This window comes from Streptomyces atratus (genome assembly GCF_900119365.1).
GTDB classification, from domain to species: domain Bacteria; phylum Actinomycetota; class Actinomycetes; order Streptomycetales; family Streptomycetaceae; genus Streptomyces; species Streptomyces atratus_B.
In genome coordinates, this window is the sequence record NZ_FPJO01000010.1 from 150,980 (window position 1) to 168,663 (window position 17,684).

A 17,684-nucleotide genomic window follows, 5' to 3' on the forward strand; every position below is an offset into this window, starting at 1 on the left:
CCTCATCGTGCTGCGACCACTTTGCGGACCCCGGTGACCAGGTGGTCGACGAGCCGGTCCTCCTCCGCGCCGCTCAGGCACGCGGGCGGTGCGAGCAGGACCGTGCTGCCCTGCTGCCGCGTATAGGCGCCGAGGTCGTAGACCACCTGCTGGACATTCCCGGCGCAGTCGACACCGTCGAGCTCAACGCTCAGCGCGAGACCGTGTCCGCGCACGTCGACCACACCGTCGGTACCGCGCAGCTCCCGCTCCAGCGCGCTGAGCAGCCTGGCGCCGATCGCGCGGGCCGCGGCGACGGCCCCGGTCCGGCGCATGTGCTCCAGCGTCGCGTTCGCCGCCGCGCAGGCGGCGGCCGAGGCCGACATGGTGTGGCCGTACGGCACGATGCTCCCGGCGGGAAGCCGATCGAGCACACGGTGGTCGGCCGCGACCGCGGACAACGCGCACACACCGTTGGTCAAGCCCTTGCTGAAAGCCGTGAGATCGGGGCGTACGCCCGTGTGCTCGTGCGCGAACCACGCCCCGGTCCGGCCGACGCCGGTGAACACCTCGTCCAGCACCAGCAGCGCCCCGTACTCGTCGCAGGCACGGCGGATGTCACCGAGCAGTCCCTCGGGCAGCCGGATGCCGCCACCGACGTTCAGGAACGGCTCGACGAGCACCGTGCCCGCCGCCGAACCGGCCAGGACCGTCCGCAGCTGCGCGGTGATGTGCTCACGCGCCGCTCCCGACCGCTGCTCGGCGCCGGTGAACTCGCCGAACGTCAGATGATGGACGCGCACCCCGAACCTGTCCGGTGCGCTGCTGGTCTGCGGCAGGCCGGACAGCGACTGGCACAGCGCGGTCGAGCCGTGGTAGCCGCGCTCGAAGGTGACGATGCCCGTCCGCCGGCTGTCGACCGCGGCCCAGTACCGCGAGGAGAGCCCGACGGCGAGTTCGATCGCCTCCGAACCGCTGTTGGCGAAGAAGAATCGGTCGCCGCCGTGTCCCCGGATGTCCCGGAGCCCGTCCGCGAGCCGGTGCGCGGGCCCGGTGAGCCCCTGGGCCATGTCGACGTGGGCGAGTGTCCTCAGCTGCGACAGGTAGGCGTCCACGATCGGCTCGACACCGTGTCCGCAGAACACGTTCAGGGCGCCCGACGTCGCGTCGATCACCCGGTGTCCGCCACGGTCGACCAGCCAGGCGCCCTGCCCGGCGACGAACGTCGGCCCGGAGTGGTCGTGGGGAGCCCGCCAGGGACGCCCAAGGGCCGATGCCGTCTCTTCCCCGGAACTCATCGTTCCCCCTTCCCCTTCTCGATCCATGCGCACAGGTCGCGCGCGGTACGGCGGTACGCGTACGAGTCGAGGGGCGCGCGGTCCCCGCGCTGCCGGTGGATCGCCGCCAGGGCGTCGGCGCCCTCCTCGGGGTCGTCCGCGCCGTGGGCCAGGCCGTCCCTGGTCAACTCGTCGAACGTCGGGCCGTGCCGGTCGAGCACGGTGGGGAGGCCGAACAGCCTCGAGTCCCTGGCCCGCAGCCGCACGCAGGTGTCGTTCTCGACGCCGCGGCGGCCGACGCAGATCAGCGCAGACGCGCCGGCCAGCACCCGGAAGTACTCCGCCCGACCGAGCGGGGCCCGGCGCACGGTAACGAAGTCGCCGCACCCGTGCTCCTCGACGGCGTCGAGGAGCACGGACAGCACCACCGCGTTGTCGGCGTTCTCGCGCCCGTACAGGAACACGAGCTCCACGGGCACGCCGCGGCTCCGGGCCATCCGTACGGCGTCCAGCGCGAATACCGGGTCGAGGTACGTCCACAGGCCGCCCGACCAGACCACCCGGAACGTCCGCTCCGGGTCCGCCCCGGACAGTTCGCGCCGCGCCGCCGCGGCGGCGGACTCCGAGAACCCGATGGGGATCGTGGAGATCAGCCTGTCGAGTGCCCCCGACGCCCGCATCGCCTCCACCGTGACCCGCCCGGTGACACAGAGGTTCGCCACGAGCGTCGCCCGCTCCACGGCCGACCGGCAGGTGAAGAACGTCCCGCTCGCCAACTGGCGGCGGTACGCCTCCACCGTGTCCCGGTAGACGTCCTCGCGGTCCGCGCTCCGTACCAGCGACGGGTACAGCGCGTGTTCGAGGGGCGGGGCGTTCTCCACGATCACCGGCTTGCCGCTGTCGACCACGGCTGACAGCCGCTCGGGGGACGGCGAGTCGAAGGAATAGACCATGTCGCTCCGCCGCAGTTCGTCGGCCCACGCCGCCTCCCGGGTCACCAGCCGGACCCCGGCACCGAGCTGCTCGGGCAGAGATCCCGGTGAGAAGACCGTGACGTCGGCGACCCGCGCGATCTCCGCAGCGAGTTCCCGCGCGCGCAGCCCGATTCCGCCCAGCGACGTCCAGTCGACGCGGTGTCCGGTGCAGTCCATCAGTACGTCGGGCATCGCAGGCCCCACACATCGGACGGCCGCGTCACGTTGACGTAGCTCTCGACCTCGACGTAGGCCGCGCCGCACAGGACGCGCGCCGGGTCGCTCGCCACCGCCGGCAGCAGCTCCCGGTGGCCGGGGGAGACCATCGGGACCACCCACAGCCCGTCGAACCGGTCGAGGCCCCGCTGCGGTTTCTCCTCGCACGCCGTGATGACACCGGTCCTCCGGTCGAGCGCCACCGCGCCGTCGGCGCGCAGGACCTCGGGGTCCGTGGTCGGGTGGACCAGTGCCGACCGGCCGTGCCGCCGCGCCATGTCCATCGCCTCCGCGAAGTCGTCCTCTCCGGTGGTGAAGATCTGGTCGGGGAGCACCACGGCGGTCACCCCTTCGCAGTAGGGGAGACCGGCGCGGACGGCACCGCCCAGACCCGGTCCGTGCCGCCGCGGGTTCTGCACGGTGAAGACCACCTCCGCGCCGCGTCCGCCCAGTTCCTCCCCGATCACGTCCATGGACCGGGCCCGGCCCGCGCCGACGACGCCGACGATCCGCACCTGGGTCAGGTCGAGCGCGGCCAGCGGTTCGAGGCAGCAGTGCAGCACGGTGCGGTGCGGGCTCACGGCGTGGAGTTCCTTCGGGTACGGAGCCCCGAAGCGCGTCCCCTTCCCGGCCATCGGGACGATGACGGAGGCCCTCATGACGTGCGCCCCGGGGCGTCGGTGTGCAGGCTGCGCAGGAGCAGACGCGGGCACCGCGGGTCGTCGGTGAAGTTCTCCCTGCCGTGGGCCAGCACGTCGTTGCGGAAGATCAGGCACTGACCGGCCTGGAGAAGCAGGTCGATCCGGACGTCCGGGTCGTCCCGCCGGGCCCTGAAGTAGCCCAGCGCACGTGCGAGGGACTTCTGTTCCACGGCGTCCTTCGGGTACCAGCGCTCGACCTGTCCTTCGCCGTACCGGGTGGCGTAGTGGCCGTCTCCGAGCTCGGCGAACACGGGCCCGACGGCCTCGCGGACCGCGCCGGGGATCGTCGACCGCCTGCCGAGGATCGTGCCCCGCAACAGGACCTCGGCCGCCTCGGGATCCTCCGTCCGCAACTCGTCGAACACCCGCCCCGCGTTGAGCAGGAACGTCCTGCCGCCTCCGTGCGCCGGGCGTACGCAGTACAACAGGGTCGTCCGGATGGTCCCGATGTCCTCCAGGAGCCCGTCGGTGTGCCAGCCCTGTGCCGCGCCGGTGTGGAAGGCCGGGTGGTCCGAGCCCGCCTTCCGCGTCACCTCGGTGACGAGCGGCGCGTCCCGGTCGCGGTACAGGAGCGGGGCGTAGGGTTCCCTCAGCCCGAAGTCGGCGCGTATCGCCGCCATCTCCCGGTGTGCGTCCTCCGTCGACACGGTCCCGGCCGGGCTCCGCGTCACTGCGAAGCCGTAGGCCTCCAGCATGTCGTGCGTCCTGTCGGGCTTCAGCAGATCGGTCACGTATCCGCGGCCGTGTGCGGTCAGCTCCGTGTAGTCCGACCTCATCAGTTGCATGCCACGCGTCCCCGCACGTCGAAGACGGTCCGATCGGCCACGTCCCCCGCCCCGGCACCGCAGGGCCTTCCGGTCAGCACGTACACAGCCCGGCCTCCACTCTCAGCTTCTCGGGATCGGTGTAGAAGGGCGGACCGAACCGGGCACGGATCCCGCTCACCGTCCGCGGTCCGAGCGGTCGCTCCCGCGCCGTGACCAGGGCGGCGGCAAGTTCCTCCACCGCCTGCGGACCGGCGCCCTCGAAGGTGATCTCGTTCGAACCGAGGCGCAGGTGCACGCCCGGCATCCCCGGCATCGACGACTGCAGATTGACCCGGATACCCGCCTCGGCCAGCCTGTTCGACAGGGCGTACGCGGCTGCCGGGCCCTCCAGTGCCACCCACACCTGGTGTGTGTCGGTGTAGCCGGTGCCGCTGTCGCCGTGGACCCGGAACCCCGCGTCGGCCAGTGCGGCGGCGAGCCGTCGCGCGTTGTCGTTGGTCGTCCGGGCGTAGTCCCCGATCCGGTGCTCGACCTCCAGCGCGGCCAGCGACAGTGCCAGGGTCTCCGCGAAGTGGTGACTGCTGACCAGGTCGAACTGGGCGGAGCGCAGGCTCTCGTCGATGTCCTCGGCGTCGGTGAAGACCACGCCCTTGTGCGGTCCGGGGAACGACTTGTGGGTCGAGCCGCCGAAGGCGTCGGCCCCGCAAGCCAGCGGGTTCTCCACGAGACCGCCGAGGACGAGGCCGAGGTAGTGGCTGGCGTCCACGTACAGCCGCGTGGCCGGGCTCACCCTCCGCACCACGTCCGACATCGTTCCGAAGTCCGGCACCCTGACGCAGTTCTGCACGTCCACGTACACCAGGTCCACGTCGCCGGGGGCGAGCGCGTCCGCCAGTTCCGAGGTGTCGACCCGGCCGTTCTCGCAGCCGAGCAGACGGGACCGCCGGCCCAGCCTGGTGAGCAGCGCCGGGGTGGCGTAGTGGCCGCCGGATTCCTGGTCGACGCTCACCACGGTCGAGCCCGGAGCGGACAGGGCGGCGACGGTGAGAATCATCGCGCTCATCCCCGATATCGGCCGCACGTTGCAGTACCGCGCCGAGGCCATCCGCCGGAGCGCCCCGGCCCCGAGCGCCTCGATGTGCGCGATGTCCTCCCCGCCGCGGAACTCCCAGAACATGGGGTCGCCCGCGGTGTTGAAGAAATACCGGTTGGAGAAGTCGGAACCCAGTGGCACCGAGGCCAGGGGCGAGATCCGGTTCTCGCTGGGCACGAGGTTGAGGGCGTGCGCGGCCCGCCGGTCGGCGTCGGCTATCGCCCTGCCCAGCATCAGCGGGTCGACGCCCGCCGATGTCTTTCCGCCAGTTCGCTCCGTCACCTCATCACCTCAACGCCGTTTCGAGGATGCTCACGGTGCCGACGGCATCCGGCTCCGCGACCGAACAGTTGAACCGCACCCAGGGGCGGGTGCAGTCGTACAGGACCGCCCACGGCTCGTCGCTGCCCCCGAAAATCGCCGCCGGGTTGAGTTTGAGCCCCGCCTCCCGGCCGATCCGGTTGCACCACACGACCGCGCCTTCCGGCCCGTCGACCCGGACCGGTAGCGGCAGGAACAGGGAGTAGCCGGTCTCCGGGTACCGGGAGTCGAGATCGATGCCCAGCGGCACGAGCCGGTTGCGGTAGACCGTGAGGACCGCCGCGTAGTGCCGCGCCATGCCGCGCAGGTACCGGTCGAGGATGTCGACGACCGGTGATTCCCACAGCATCGTCGCGAGGGGATCGTCGGCGGCCGGCCGGCTCGACGCGACCTCGGGGGGAAACAGCGGAGGCCGTGGTGCCGTGGTGCCCTTCCGCTGTGCCGCCCGTGCGCACATCAGCGCGACGTACAGCGCGACGACGCCGGTGGACAACGGGTTCAGCGCGTAGCAGCGCTCGAACCGGTCCGCCTCCAGATACCGTCTGAGGCCGGGATCCCGGGTGATCAGCAGGCCCGCGCGCAGTCCGGGGACCGACAGGTCCTTGCTCGCGGTGAGCATGACGCAGCCCCGGCCGAGATCGAAGTCCCGGACGGCCTCGCGCAGATGCCGGTCGTCCACCGCGGACCCCTTGCCGGCCGCCGCGGACACCTGGAAGACCGAATCGAGGATGCGGAAGTCGTCGCCGGCCCCGTCGGGCAACCGGAAACGCCGACCGGTCACCCCGTTGGGCACGATGTCGACCAGGGCCTTGGGCGCGCCCGACCGGGTGCCGTGCAGCAGACCGTCGCCGTTGTAGTGGGCGCCGACCGGCATGCCCCACCGGCGGGCGGACTGTTCGAAGGCGTAGTAGCAGGGCAGCGGCAGCACGTACTCGTACCCCCGCCCGGCGAGATACCCGGTGACCACACTGATCGCCTCCGTCGACCCGGACATGACGAACACATCGCCGGGCCCGATGTCGAAACGGCCCAGCCATTCCGCTGCGAGCGCACTGATCAGGTGCCGGTCGGAGCCGTCGAACCCGGTCGAGTAGTCCGTCATGCGCTGCTGTTCGAACAACACCGTGATCAGGGCACGAATCTGCGCCACGAGCTCCGGAGCGGCCGGGTACATGTTGCGGCCGTATCCGATCTGGCGCGATGTGGACACCCCGTGCCGGAGGCGCCGGTACGCGACCACGCACGCCGCGTCCCGTGTCTCCGTCACGACTTCCTCCGGAAAGATCGTCATGAGCACCACTCAGCGCTTCGCCAGCAGCGGCGTCATCGCTTGGGCGATCGGCGAGACCACCCATTCCGACGACGCGTCGGGCAGCAGGTCGATCCAGTGGTCGACCGGCGCCCGCGGGTGCTCGACGAACTCCAGGTACTCGCCCAGTCGTGCCAACTGCCAGTTTCGTACACGGTGGTAGTCCGCCGAATCCCGCTCGAAGAACGAGAAGGTGTCCGCCAGGCGCTCGCAGTACTCCCGGGGCGCCCGGAGGCCGACGACATGGACCGTTTCTCCCCGGCGCGCGATGTCGGCCCGCAGGAGGGACAGTCGCTCGCTCGAATGGACGTTCATCGGTGCCAGGACGCAGCCGCTGCCGTGCCGGGCGGTGTGGACGCACAGCGACGTGAACAGCGCCTGCCAGACGGGGTCCTCCTGGAAGTTCTCCGGCAGGCCGGTACGGAACTCCATCAGGGCGAACCCCAGCTGCTCCCCGTCGACGACCTCGACACCACCGAGCCGACCGGCGACTGCCCGCGCGATCTCCATCCTCGGCAGCGCCCAGGGGCCCGTGACGACTATGATCATCGGCTTACCCGGAACAGTACGTGGAGGTCCTTGTCCGCGGTTGCCAGCTCCGGCCGGTTGGAGATGCTCGACCAGGTGGTGCGGGCGAATCCGTGCCGCGCGAACACGTCGCGGAGGACGTTGGGGTGCCAGCCGCCGAACCCCGGCAGCGCCTTCCCCGCCTTCCGGAAGTCGCCGTTCGGGCGGCCGTCCCACATCGTCTCGACGGCGACCCACACGGCGGACTCCGTCGTGTGGGTCGCCACGACTCCGGCCAGCCGGCCGGGGTCCGTCACGGTCCACAGCACGTTCCGGGAGAACACCGCGTCGTACCGGCCGTCGATGTCCTGCGCGTCGAGCATCGAGAGCGTGACGGCGGGACCGCCGTCCGGTCCTCGCCGCCCGAGCGCCTTCTCCCGCGCCCGCGCGATCATCCGCTCGGAGGTGTCCACACCGTGGACATCGAAACCCAGCTCCGCGCACAACAACGCGTAGGTGCCCGTACCGCAGCCGATGTCGAGGAGCCTTCCCGGGCGAGTGGGAAAAACCTCCGCGAGCATCGACTTCCACGCCTCCGCCTGTTCGGGCGTCAGTGAATTACCCGGTGTTTCGTCGTAATTCTCGGCGCGGTGGTCCCAATGCGCCACCAAGTTCGTCACGCCCCGACTCCTCCGGCCGCTATTTCTGCTCGTTGTCCGTCCCGAAAACGATGTGGATCCGTATGTCGTCGCCCCCGTTGAACGCACTGTGCAGATGCCGGGTGTCGACGTAGTAAAGGTTTCCGTCAGCCGGGACGTTCACGACCTTGCCGTGCTCGACGAAAACGAATCGCGCGTGCTCGCTCGTGGTGACCGCGAGGTGATATCGCGGGGTCATGTCCCGGTGCACCGAATAGCAGTGCTTCGGGTCCAGTGCCATGATCCTGGTACGGATGGGCTTGAACGGGAGCCGGTCGAACACCTCGCCCAGGTAGCTGCCCCGGAGTTCGGCGTGCACCTCGGTGAAGTCGGAGTCCGAGGAAATCAACGACTGCCGCAGACAGCCCTCGTACCACGGGTCCGTTGCCGCCGGCCGGTGCTGGAGAGCGAGCTGCCGTGTCCCCTCGAAGGCCAGCGGATGCCTTTCCAACAGGCTTGCCACCGACTCGCGGAGCTTGTCGGGGTCGATGTCGAGATCAGTCCTGGACGTCAGCACGGTCACGGCGTGACTCCTCCTGCGGAACGGATCAGCCAAGTCCGCCAACGGCGAACCGGTTTCTCGCTTTCCTGCCTCTACTTGATTTTTCTGACCACCGCAGGATCTGTCATTGCCGTGACGCGACCACCTGATTGGCCGATCGCGTCCCGCCGGAACCAGTCGTCGCGAAACCTGCCCGGTGGTACGCCGTACTTGGCACGGAATACCCGGCTGAAGTCGGAGGGTTGGGTAAAACCGTTGCGCAGGCCGATCTCGCAGACCGAAACCGATCGCAGCCGCGCGTCGCAGAGTTCACGTCGGCTGTTCTCCAGCCTTCGCTGCCGAATCCAGTCCGATGGTGTGCTGCCCGCTGTCTTGAACAGCCGTTGCAGATAGCGAATGGAGATGTGATGCGCCGAGGCGACCAGGCTCGGCGTGAGGCCGCAGTCGCCGAGATTGCGGTCGATGAATCCGCGGATGCGCGTTATCAACTCGTACTGCTGGGTCCGCGGGCACACTTCGCCGGCGTCGACGAAGTGCCGTTCCAGCACCGCCGCGGCCAGGTGCAGGGCGGCATCACCGAACCGGGCCACCTCGGGCGCACCCAGCCCGGTCGCCCGGCCTGCCGCCTCGACCAGGAACGAACGGAGCAGCGGCCCGGAACCGGCCGCGTCGCGGACCTTGTGCTGCGGCGCGCAGACGTCCGGTGGAACCGTCGGCATCGCGGAGCCCGGGAAGACCATCACGACCGCCTCGGCCGTCCGGTTCCCCGGCGTCGGGCTGATGCCCAGGGGAAGTCGGGTGTCGCACAGCGCCACCGCTGCGTCCCGAACGATGAGTTCGCGCCCGGCTCGCGCCACTTTGATCTCGCCGAGCGAACTGAGAACGAGGGCATGCCGCCCGGGATCGGACTCCAGCACATGGGGAGCGGAACCGGCCGTTCGGAATGTGATCCGGTGTGCCGTGACACTGCCCAGTTCAGTGGTCTGCAGCATCGGACGAACGCCACGGAGAGTCGGGTCCTGGTGTCTGAGTTCACCGGCGCTCCCCGCCGCCGGCCCGCGCACAGTCCCTTCGGCCGTCCATCGGTCTCCCCGCCGGACGGAACCACCCAACGGCACCATCTCACCGCTGCGCCGCATTTCCAAACTCCCGTTCTAGCGAATACTCGGTTCGTGGTCCCGCCGCGGTGCTCCACTCAGGCTTTCGGCCGTCACCGTGACCGGTCTCATGGCGCGTGCGGGCATTCCTTCTCCAAGAGCAGTCCGTCACATACTGTCGCTGGTGAAATATCACTGTCATTGATAGAGCGCGACCAATCAATTGACCGCGCGCGCCGAGCTGTTCACGGCAACCGGAAGGCACACGGCCGCCCGCCGCGCCATTGATTCACGCGAAACCACCGGATCGGATCAGCCAGGGTGTTGCCCGGTTTCCGGGCCGGGGCAATAGTTTCGGAGAATGACGCGGGAATGGCTCAATATCGGCCAACCGGAAGAGGGGGCGAGCCCGAGCGTGGGTAAGGTCCTGCCCGCCACAGCGGCATGGCGTCGGCTTCGGTGGACGCCATGCACACACGACGAAAAGTACGAAGAAAGGCGCCGAGTTGACTTCTCCATGCGTGATCGATCCCGACCAGGAACCGTGGATTCTCGCACGGCGTTTCACGAATCGACTGGCCGACGCCCTGGGAGACACTCTCCGTGATGTCGTGGTGGTGGGATCCGCGTCGCTCGGCGACTGGCGGGCGAACAGCGACATCGACCTCGTCTGCGTGGTGGCGAGGGGACTGGATTCACGGGCACGCGACGCCGTCTCGCCGCTGCATGAGAACTCCAAGCACGAATACGGTCACACGATCGATGCGATGTACGTGACAAGAGACGGTCTGGCCAAGGGCCCTGACACCCTCCGGTCCGTCGTGGCGTCGGTCGCCGGAACCCTGCATCCCGAGTCGACGGACGGACCGATGAACTGGGCGACCTGGCTCAACATCGTCCAGTCCGGTGTCCGTGTCCCCCTCGCCGAGGACGGGGCGATGACGGCGGTGGATCCGAGGAGCGCCGGGATGCCGATCGAGGAGGAGACCGCGCGCGACGGGGCGATCAGGTTCTCCCGCGCCAATCTCGACCAGTACTGGCGCAACAGGATCACCCTGTCCGAACAGATCTACCTGCACAACGAAGCGGCCCACCCGGTGTCCACGTTCGAGGTCGAGTGGATGTCCCTGGGGCCGGCTCGCCTGCTGGCGACGGTCCTCACCGGGCGCATCGTCTCGAAGTCGGAGGGCGGCGAGCTGGCCGCCGACAGGTTTCCGGAGTTCCGGCCGCACCTCACGCAGGTGCTCGACGCCCGCAGGGGAGCGGACGTCACAAGGACGTGGAGCCGCGGGGACCTGGAGCGTTCGCTCGACCTCGCCCGCATCTGCGTGCGACTCGGCGCGGGCGGCTGACTTGACTCTGAAGCTCCTATGGATCGTCAAGCTGCCGGAGATGCCGATAGCGTGCCGCTGGATGCGCTCGTGAGGTGGCGGTATACCTCTCGCGCGACGAAGCGCTTGAGGCATCTGAAGATGCCCTTCGTCTTGAGTCCTTCGTGGGTGCGTCGTGCGACGTAGTCGTGGGTGCGCGGGTCGTGACGCACGCGGACCAGCGCAATTGTGTGCAGTGCGCGGTTGGCCTGGCGGTCACCGCCACGGTTGAGTCGGTGGCGATCCGGAACCTGCCGTTCTGCGGCATGGGCCTCCCGGTGCCCACCTCGGCCGTCCCGGCGCACGCACTGTCACGTGTGTCCGGTGACGTCACCTCGGTGGACACACCGACGGCCCCGGTGTCGTGGATCGCGTCCACCTGCTGCTGGAGCGGATCGGGCTGCTGCGGCTTCGCCGCCGTCGGGCATCAGCCCGGAGTGCCGTGGATGCCGGTGTCCGGTCCGCAGGACGAGAGGCCCAAGTCGGTGCGTCGGCGCTCCTCGAGGAATTCGATGCGCCGGGCCTGTTCGTCGCTGATCACATCGCACACCCAGTCCCAGTGCAGCGCCACCCGGTCGCCGGCGGAAAGCCCGTCGAGCAGTGTCAGTCCACCGGCCGAGCAGCGTACGGTCTCCTCCCGCCACGCGCCGTCGGCCAGCCCCGCGCCGTCCCAGCACAGCGGGCGTGACCGAACGGTCGCGATGTCTCTGTCGGCGGCCACGACCACTCCGGTACGGACGCGGCACTGGTCGAGCACGGACAGGGCGGTCGGACGGCCCATCGACCGCAGCATCGGGGCCCAGGGATACACCTCGAACACCTGGAAGCTGTGATGGGCCAGGGCGCGCCGCCCGGCGTCGCGCCAGGTGCCACCGCGCTGACCCCGGAACCGGTCGGTCATGCGCTCCACCAGAGCGGCGGGATCGGCCCGGTCCAGCAGTTCGTTGCCGATCCAGTACGCCTCGACCACCCGCACGTCGAGCGGGTCCGCCAGCCCGGCCGTCTCCGCGAGGAACTGGAGATAGCACCAGGCCCCCTCGAACTGCCGGGCGCGCCGCTCGATCTCGGCGGTCGCGTCACGGCGCAGGAGGGCCGCCGCGTCGGCGGGGCCGCAGTAGCCGAGCTCGTTGGGCGGGTAGGCGTATCGCGCGAACAGCAGGGCGCCCTCGGCACTCACTCAGCAGATCCTCGGTAGTTGTTCGCCGATCGGCAGCCCGATCACCCGGCTCCCGCCCAGCCCCGTTTTCGCCACGACCATCCCGGCGTGTTCCGGAACGCAGCTGCCGATCCGGCAGGCGGACCGGCCCAGGGGATGGGCCTGCATGGCGGCCAGCACCCGGTCCGCGTCCTCGGCCGGGACGATCGCGATCAGTTTTCCTTCGTTGGCCACTTGGAGCGGGTCGAGCCCGAGCAGGCTGCACGCGTCGCGCACCGCGGGCGGTACGGGAAGCAGCCGCTCGACCAGTTCGATGCCCACGTCCGAGGCGCGGGCGATCTCGTTCAGCGAGGCCGAGACGCCCCCGCGCGTGGGGTCCCGGAGCACATGGAGGCCGGTACCGGTGGCCAGCATGGCGGCGACCAGTCCGTGCAGCGCGGCGGTGTCGCTCTCCACCGTCGTTCCGAACTCGAGGCCCTCCCGGCAGCTCATCACGGCCACACCGTGCACGCCGATGTCGCCGCTGACGAGCACGGCGTCGCCGGGGAGCGCCCGGCGCGCGTGGATGTCGACACCCGGAGGGATCACGCCGATGCCCGAGGTGTTGAGGTAGACGCCGTCACCACTGCCGTGCTCCACGACCTTCGTGTCGCCGGTGACCAGGCGTACGCCGGCGTCCTCGGCGGCTCGGCCCACGGCCTGTGCGATCCGGCCGAGGTCGCTCAGCGCGGTGCCCTCCGCGAGGATGAAGGCGGTGGACAGGAACAGGGGTGTCGCACCCGACATGGCCAGGTCGTTGACCGTGCCGTTCACCGCCAGGTCACCGATCGACCCGCCGGGGAAGAACATCGGCTTCACCACGAACGAGTCCGTGGAGAAGGCGAGACGGGTGCCGGAGCCGACCGTCAGGACGGCCGAGTCACCGAGCTCGGCGGCGGCCGCGGCACCGTACGCGGGCAGGAACAGGTGCTCGATCAGCTCACCGGACATCGCACCGCCGCCCCCGTGGCCCATGACGACGGACGGGATGTCCCGCAGCGGTACCGGGCAGGCCCACCCCTCGAAGTCGAGGTCGGACACATCGTTCACCACGGCGGTCACGTCTTGCATCGCGTCAGTCACTTCGCATCGACCAGTTCCAGGCGGCGGTGGGTGTAGTACGCGGCGCACGCGCCCTCGGACGACACCATGGTCGCGCCGAGCGGGTTCCTCGGCGTGCACTCCTTGCCGAACGCCTCGCACAGGTGCGGTTTGATCAGCCCCTGGAGGACCTCGCCCGAGCGGCAGAGCGACGACTCGGCGGTGTGGATGTCCGTCACGTCGAACCGCTGCTCCGCGTCGAACGCCCGGTACTTCTCGGAGAGCCGCCAGCCGCTGCGCGGAATCGCCCCGATGCCGCGCCAGGTCCGGTCGGTCACCTCGAAGACATCGGCGAGCATCTCCATGGCGGGCACATTGCCCTCGTCGTGTACGGCCCTGGGGTAGGCGTTCTCCACCTCGTACCGGCCCGCCTCCAGCTGGACGACGGTCCGGCGGACCCCTTCGAGGATGTCCAGCGGCTCGAAGCCGGTGACCACGATCGGTACCTTGTACTTCTGGGCCAGCGGCGGGTACTCGGCCGTCCCCATCACGCTGCACACATGGCCTGCGGCGAGGAACGCCTGCACCCGGCACGTCGAGGAATCCATGATCGCGGCGATCGCGGGCGGTACCAGCACATGGGACACCAGCAGGGAGAAGTTCCGCACCCCGAGCCGCCGGGCCTGATACACCGTCATGGCGTTGGCGGGGGCGGTGGTCTCGAACCCGATCCCGAAGAAGACGACTTCGCGGTCAGGGTTCTCCCGGGCGAGCTTCAGCGCGTCGAGGGGCGAGTACACCACGCGTACGTCGCCGCCGGCGCTCTTCACGGAGAACAGGTCCTGGCTGCTGCCGGGCACGCGCAGCATGTCGCCGAACGAGCAGAAGATGACGCCGGGGCTTGCGGCGATCGCCAGCGCCCGGTCGATGGTCTCCAGCGGGGTGACGCAGACGGGGCATCCCGGTCCGTGGATCATCTCCACACCGTCCGGCAGCAGTTGGTCGATGCCATGCCGGATGATCGAGTGGGTCTGGCCGCCGCAGACCTCCATCAGCGCCCACTTCTGCGTGGTGGCCGCGTGGATCTGGTCGATCAGCTTCTTCGCGACATCGGGGTCACTGAACTCGTCGAAGTACTTCACCGGCCGACTCCTTCGGGAGACGCACCCTGCTGGGCTGCGCGTTCGAAGCCGTCTCCGAACTCCTCGGCCAGGATGCCGAGCCGTTCGAAGTCGGCAAGGGTGTCCAGGGCCGACCGTTCGTCGAGGCGCTGGATGGCGAATCCGACGTGCACGATGACGTATTCACCGACGGTCACATCGGGGATGTACTGGAGGCACACCTCCTTGTGCACCCCGCCGAAATCGACCTCGGCCATCACGGTGCCGTCGACTTCGGCGGTACTGAGGACACGCCCCGGAACAGCCAGACACATGGTCCCTCTCCTCTGTGGATCCCTCTTGAAGTACGGCGGTACGGCGGTACAGCGGCGTCAGCCCGATGCGGCGATCATGAGCTGGCCGAGGGCGATCCCGCCGTCGTTCGGGGGGAGCAGGCGCGGTCGCAGGACGGTGAAACCCCGCTCGGTCAGGCCGCGTTGCGTCGCTTCGAGCAGTACGGCGTTCTGGAAGACACCGCCGCCCAGCGCCACGGTGGAGAGGCCGGTGCGCGTGCGGGAGAGGTCCGCGAGGCGGGCGGCCAGAGCGGCGACGGCGGCGTGGAAACGCACGGCGATCAGCCCGGCCGGAACGCCGTCCCGTACGTCGGACACCACGGCCCGGACGACCGGGCCCGGATCCGCGACGACGGGTTCCTCCCTCTTTCCGGGCCGGATGCCGAAGCGGTAGCCGTCCTCCGGTGCCGCGAGGCCGGCTGCCGCGGTACGGGCCAGCCCTTCCAGCTCCATGGCCGCCTCCGCCTCGTACGCCACCACGTGCCGGACGCCGGCCAGGGACGCGACCGCGTCGAAGAGCCGCCCCATGCCCGACGTGGGCACGCAGCCGAATCCGGTCGCGAACTGATGGGCCAGCACGTCGCGTTCGGCGGGCGGGCAGGCACGGACCGCGGGCATGTCCTCGTCCCAGGGGATGCCGGCCGCGTGCAGATGTGCGAGGGCCATCCGGTACGGCCGCAGCACACTCGCGTCGCCCCCGGCCAGCGGTACGCAACCCAGGTGCGCGGCCCTGCTGAACGATGCGTAGCCGGCCACCAGGACCTCGCCGCCCCAGGCCGCCCCGTCGGCGCCGTGGCCGGTGCCGTCGAAGGCGATGCCGATCACGCGCTCGTCCGCGCCCAGGCCGTGCTCCGCCATCACGGACGCGATGTGCGCGTGGTGGTGCTGCACGGTGCGGACCGGCCGCCCGGCCGCATGGGCGCGAGCCCATTCGCCGGAGTGGTAGCCGGGGTGGCGGTCGGCCACCAGCCGGGTCGGCGCCACCCCGGTGAGGTCCTCCAGATGCTTCTCGGTCCGGGTCAGGGCGTCGACCGTGGACAGGTCGTCCATGTCGCCGATGTGCTGGCTCAGCCAGGCGTAGCGGCCCTCGGCCAGCGCACAGGTGTTCTTCAGGTCGGCGCCCACGGCGAGCGTCGGGGGCACGTCGAAGGGCAGCGCGATCGGCAGCGGGGCGTAGCCGCGCGAGCGGCGCAGCGGCAGCTCGGCACCGGCGGCCCAGCGGCTGACCGAGTCGTCGCACGGCACATGGATGCGCCGGTCGTGCCGTAGCCAGGCATCGACCAGCGGTGCCAGGACGGTCAGCGCGCCGCCGTCGTCGGTGACGATCGGCTCGCCCGACAGATTGGCCGACGTCATGACGAGCGCGTCCGGGCCCGGCGGGTCGTCACCGATCCCGAAGAGCAGGACGTGCAACGGGGTGTACGGCAGCAGCAGTCCGAGGTGCGGGCTGCCGGGCGCCACGGCGTCGGACACCCCCGCCCCGGGCCGGGCAGCGTGACGGGGGAGGAGGACGATCGGCCGGCGCCCACCGCTCAGGAGCTCCTCCTCGTCCGGCGTGAGAGTAACCAGCTCACGCGCGACGTCGGGGTCCGGCACCATCACCGCGAACGGTTTGCCACCGCGCTGCTTGCGCCGGCGCAGCTCCGCCACGGCCGCGTCGTCGCGGGCGTCGCACACCAGGTGGTAGCCGCCGAGGCCCTTGACCGCGATGATCCCGCCCTCGGCGAGCAGCTTCCGCGCGGTCCGCAGCGCGTCCGCGTCGTGCGAGGGGACCACGCCCTGCTTGCCGACGAGTTCGAGCCGTGGTCCGCAGTCGGGACAGGCGATCGGCTGGGCGTGGAAACGCCGGTCGCGCGGGTCCTCGTACTCCGCCCGGCAGGCCCCGCACATCTCGAAGTCCGCCATCGTGGTGGCGGCGCGGTCGTACGGAAGGCCGGTGACGATCGTGAACCGGGGACCGCAGTGCGTGCACGTGATGAACGGGTGGCGGTAGCGCCGGTTCGATGGATCGCCCAGCTCGTCCAGGCAGTCCCGGCAGGTGGCGATGTCGGGTGAGACCAGCGTCCTGGCCCGGTCGGACGCGCCGGACCGCTCGATGGTGAAGCCCGTGCCGCCGCGGGTCGGCTGTTCGCTCGTACGCACGTCCTCGACGACCGCGAGCGGAGGGGCGTCGGAGCGCAGACGGCGGCCGAACTCCTCCACGGCGCCGGCCGTTCCCTCGACCTCGGCGAGCACCCCGTCGCCGGTGTTCGTCACCGAGCCCGTGAGCAGCAGCTCCGAGGCGGTGACGTAGACGAAGGGGCGGAAGCCCACGCCCTGCACGACGCCGCGCACCTCGAATCTGCGCCGGACCCGCTGCTCCCGGCCGCGGCCCATCATCTCCAGTCCCGACAGGGCCTCCCGGGCCTTCGCCCGGTCGATGAGCTCGACGGCGAAGCCCATGTGGAGAAGTACCCAGTCGTCGCGACCGGGCGTCTCGTCGAGCATGCCGATGTTGACGCGGCGCCTGGCGCCCTCCACGTCCACCAGAGCCAGCTGGCCCGCATACCCGTCCACGATCTCCACGACGCGGCCAGGAATGCCTAGGCACATGATCAGGATCTCCGGGGTTCGGTGCTGTTCACGGACGCGGTCGGTACGGACGGCACGAGCTGACGGACCAGGGTGTGCACTGCCCGCATCGCCTCGGGCACCACTCTGTCGACGGCTTCGCTGAGCCCGATGCCCTCCTCGACTCCGGCTGGTGTGCAGCCGACGAGGTAGGTGAGCGGAAGCGTACCGCCCAGTTGATCCAGATTTGCCAGGACAGCAACCGGATTCATGCCATGTGCGTCGAATTCACCCGAACCGAGGTCCTCCACACCGATGCGGAGCACCGTCACCTCCCCGGGGGCGCCGCCCCCCGGGTACGCGTCGACCAGAACGAGCGCGTCGTACCCGTCGAGCAGGTCGTACGCGAGATGCATGCCGCGGATGCCGTAGTCCACCACCCGGACCCGCGGGGGCATCCCGCCGTCGCGGGCGAGCCGGCGCACCACCTCCGGGCCGAAGCCGTCGTCGCCGAGAAACAGATTGCCGATGCCCGCGACCAGCACCCGTCCGGCCGTGTCGGGTTCCTTCGTCATCCTCGGCTCAGCCGCCCCCCGGCCGGAGGTCGGGCGATTCCCTTCGGGCCCCGTTCCTC

At 70.2% G+C, this 17,684-nt stretch carries 17 protein-coding genes and 1 pseudogene; 1 reads left to right on the forward strand and 17 read right to left on the reverse strand.

The genetic code is table 11. From position 1 onward, the window contains the following. Nucleotides 1-2: 2 nt before the first annotated feature. The 10 genes from BT364_RS40985 to BT364_RS19085 all read right to left on the reverse strand — a co-directional run bounded on the left by BT364_RS40985 (nucleotide 3) and on the right by BT364_RS19085 (nucleotide 9,336). Nucleotides 3-1,277 (reverse strand): aminotransferase class III-fold pyridoxal phosphate-dependent enzyme, encoded by a 1,275-nt coding sequence (locus BT364_RS40985; RefSeq protein ID WP_072486374.1) that lies wholly within the window; start codon nucleotides 1,275-1,277, stop codon nucleotides 3-5. Then, complete coding sequence (locus tag BT364_RS40990; RefSeq protein WP_072486375.1) at nucleotides 1,274-2,422, reverse strand: glycosyltransferase; 1,149 nt, start codon at nucleotides 2,420-2,422, stop codon at nucleotides 1,274-1,276. The genes BT364_RS40985 and BT364_RS40990 overlap by 4 nt, the downstream gene beginning before the upstream one ends. Beyond that, nucleotides 2,407-3,105 (reverse strand): glycosyltransferase family protein, encoded by a 699-nt coding sequence (locus tag BT364_RS19050; protein WP_143166512.1) that lies wholly within the window; start codon nucleotides 3,103-3,105, stop codon nucleotides 2,407-2,409. The genes BT364_RS40990 and BT364_RS19050 overlap by 16 nt, the downstream gene beginning before the upstream one ends. Continuing rightward, a complete protein-coding gene (locus tag BT364_RS19055; protein ID WP_072486377.1) occupies nucleotides 3,102-3,932 on the reverse strand; it encodes a TauD/TfdA family dioxygenase in 831 nt (276 codons plus the stop codon). The genes BT364_RS19050 and BT364_RS19055 overlap by 4 nt, the downstream gene beginning before the upstream one ends. Before the next feature lie 73 nt (nucleotides 3,933-4,005). After that, nucleotides 4,006-5,289: a PLP-dependent aminotransferase family protein gene (locus tag BT364_RS19060; protein ID WP_143166513.1), complete on the reverse strand. Its 1,284-nt coding sequence runs from the start codon at nucleotides 5,287-5,289 to the stop codon at nucleotides 4,006-4,008. 4 nt (nucleotides 5,290-5,293) lie between these two features. Further along, nucleotides 5,294-6,595: a PLP-dependent aminotransferase family protein gene (locus BT364_RS19065; RefSeq protein ID WP_143166514.1), complete on the reverse strand. Its 1,302-nt coding sequence runs from the start codon at nucleotides 6,593-6,595 to the stop codon at nucleotides 5,294-5,296. Between the two features lie 33 nt (nucleotides 6,596-6,628). After that, entirely contained in the window at nucleotides 6,629-7,186 is a 558-nt protein-coding gene (locus tag BT364_RS19070) for a hypothetical protein (RefSeq protein ID WP_072486380.1), read from the reverse strand. Beyond that, the gene (locus BT364_RS19075) at nucleotides 7,183-7,824 is read right to left on the reverse strand and encodes a class I SAM-dependent DNA methyltransferase (protein ID WP_072486381.1); all 642 of its coding nucleotides are present in this window, start codon (nucleotides 7,822-7,824) and stop codon (nucleotides 7,183-7,185) included. The genes BT364_RS19070 and BT364_RS19075 overlap by 4 nt, the downstream gene beginning before the upstream one ends. Nucleotides 7,825-7,843: 19 nt before the next feature. Further along, nucleotides 7,844-8,365, reverse strand: coding sequence for an aspartyl/asparaginyl beta-hydroxylase domain-containing protein (locus BT364_RS19080; protein ID WP_072486382.1), 522 nt, complete (start codon nucleotides 8,363-8,365; stop codon nucleotides 7,844-7,846). 71 nt (nucleotides 8,366-8,436) lie between these two features. Next, nucleotides 8,437-9,336 (reverse strand): helix-turn-helix transcriptional regulator, encoded by a 900-nt coding sequence (locus tag BT364_RS19085; protein ID WP_072486383.1) that lies wholly within the window; start codon nucleotides 9,334-9,336, stop codon nucleotides 8,437-8,439. A 626-nt stretch (nucleotides 9,337-9,962) separates the two neighbouring features. Here BT364_RS19085 and BT364_RS19090 point away from each other — a divergent pair. Further along, the gene (locus BT364_RS19090; RefSeq protein WP_072486384.1) at nucleotides 9,963-10,793 is read left to right on the forward strand and encodes a nucleotidyltransferase domain-containing protein; all 831 of its coding nucleotides are present in this window, start codon (nucleotides 9,963-9,965) and stop codon (nucleotides 10,791-10,793) included. Between the two features lie 26 nt (nucleotides 10,794-10,819). Here the strand turns inward: BT364_RS19090 and BT364_RS19095 are convergent. The 7 genes and pseudogenes from BT364_RS19095 to BT364_RS19125 form a co-directional block, all read right to left on the reverse strand. Continuing rightward, nucleotides 10,820-11,056, reverse strand: a pseudogene (locus BT364_RS19095) (transposase); the annotation flags it as partial. Between the two features lie 182 nt (nucleotides 11,057-11,238). After that, nucleotides 11,239-11,988: a DUF6390 family protein gene (locus tag BT364_RS19100; protein WP_072486385.1), complete on the reverse strand. Its 750-nt coding sequence runs from the start codon at nucleotides 11,986-11,988 to the stop codon at nucleotides 11,239-11,241. Further along, a complete protein-coding gene (gene hypE / locus BT364_RS19105) occupies nucleotides 11,989-13,077 on the reverse strand; it encodes a hydrogenase expression/formation protein HypE (RefSeq protein ID WP_072486386.1) in 1,089 nt (362 codons plus the stop codon). Between the two features lie 8 nt (nucleotides 13,078-13,085). Beyond that, nucleotides 13,086-14,189 (reverse strand): hydrogenase formation protein HypD, encoded by a 1,104-nt coding sequence (hypD, locus tag BT364_RS19110; RefSeq protein ID WP_072486387.1) that lies wholly within the window; start codon nucleotides 14,187-14,189, stop codon nucleotides 13,086-13,088. After that, nucleotides 14,186-14,482 (reverse strand): HypC/HybG/HupF family hydrogenase formation chaperone, encoded by a 297-nt coding sequence (locus BT364_RS19115; protein ID WP_072486388.1) that lies wholly within the window; start codon nucleotides 14,480-14,482, stop codon nucleotides 14,186-14,188. The genes hypD and BT364_RS19115 overlap by 4 nt, the downstream gene beginning before the upstream one ends. A 57-nt stretch (nucleotides 14,483-14,539) precedes the next feature. Then, nucleotides 14,540-17,092: a carbamoyltransferase HypF gene (gene hypF, locus BT364_RS19120; protein ID WP_072486389.1), complete on the reverse strand. Its 2,553-nt coding sequence runs from the start codon at nucleotides 17,090-17,092 to the stop codon at nucleotides 14,540-14,542. 2 nt (nucleotides 17,093-17,094) lie between these two features. Then, nucleotides 17,095-17,625, reverse strand: coding sequence for a hydrogenase maturation protease (locus BT364_RS19125; protein ID WP_072486390.1), 531 nt, complete (start codon nucleotides 17,623-17,625; stop codon nucleotides 17,095-17,097). Nucleotides 17,626-17,684: the final 59 nt, after the last annotated feature.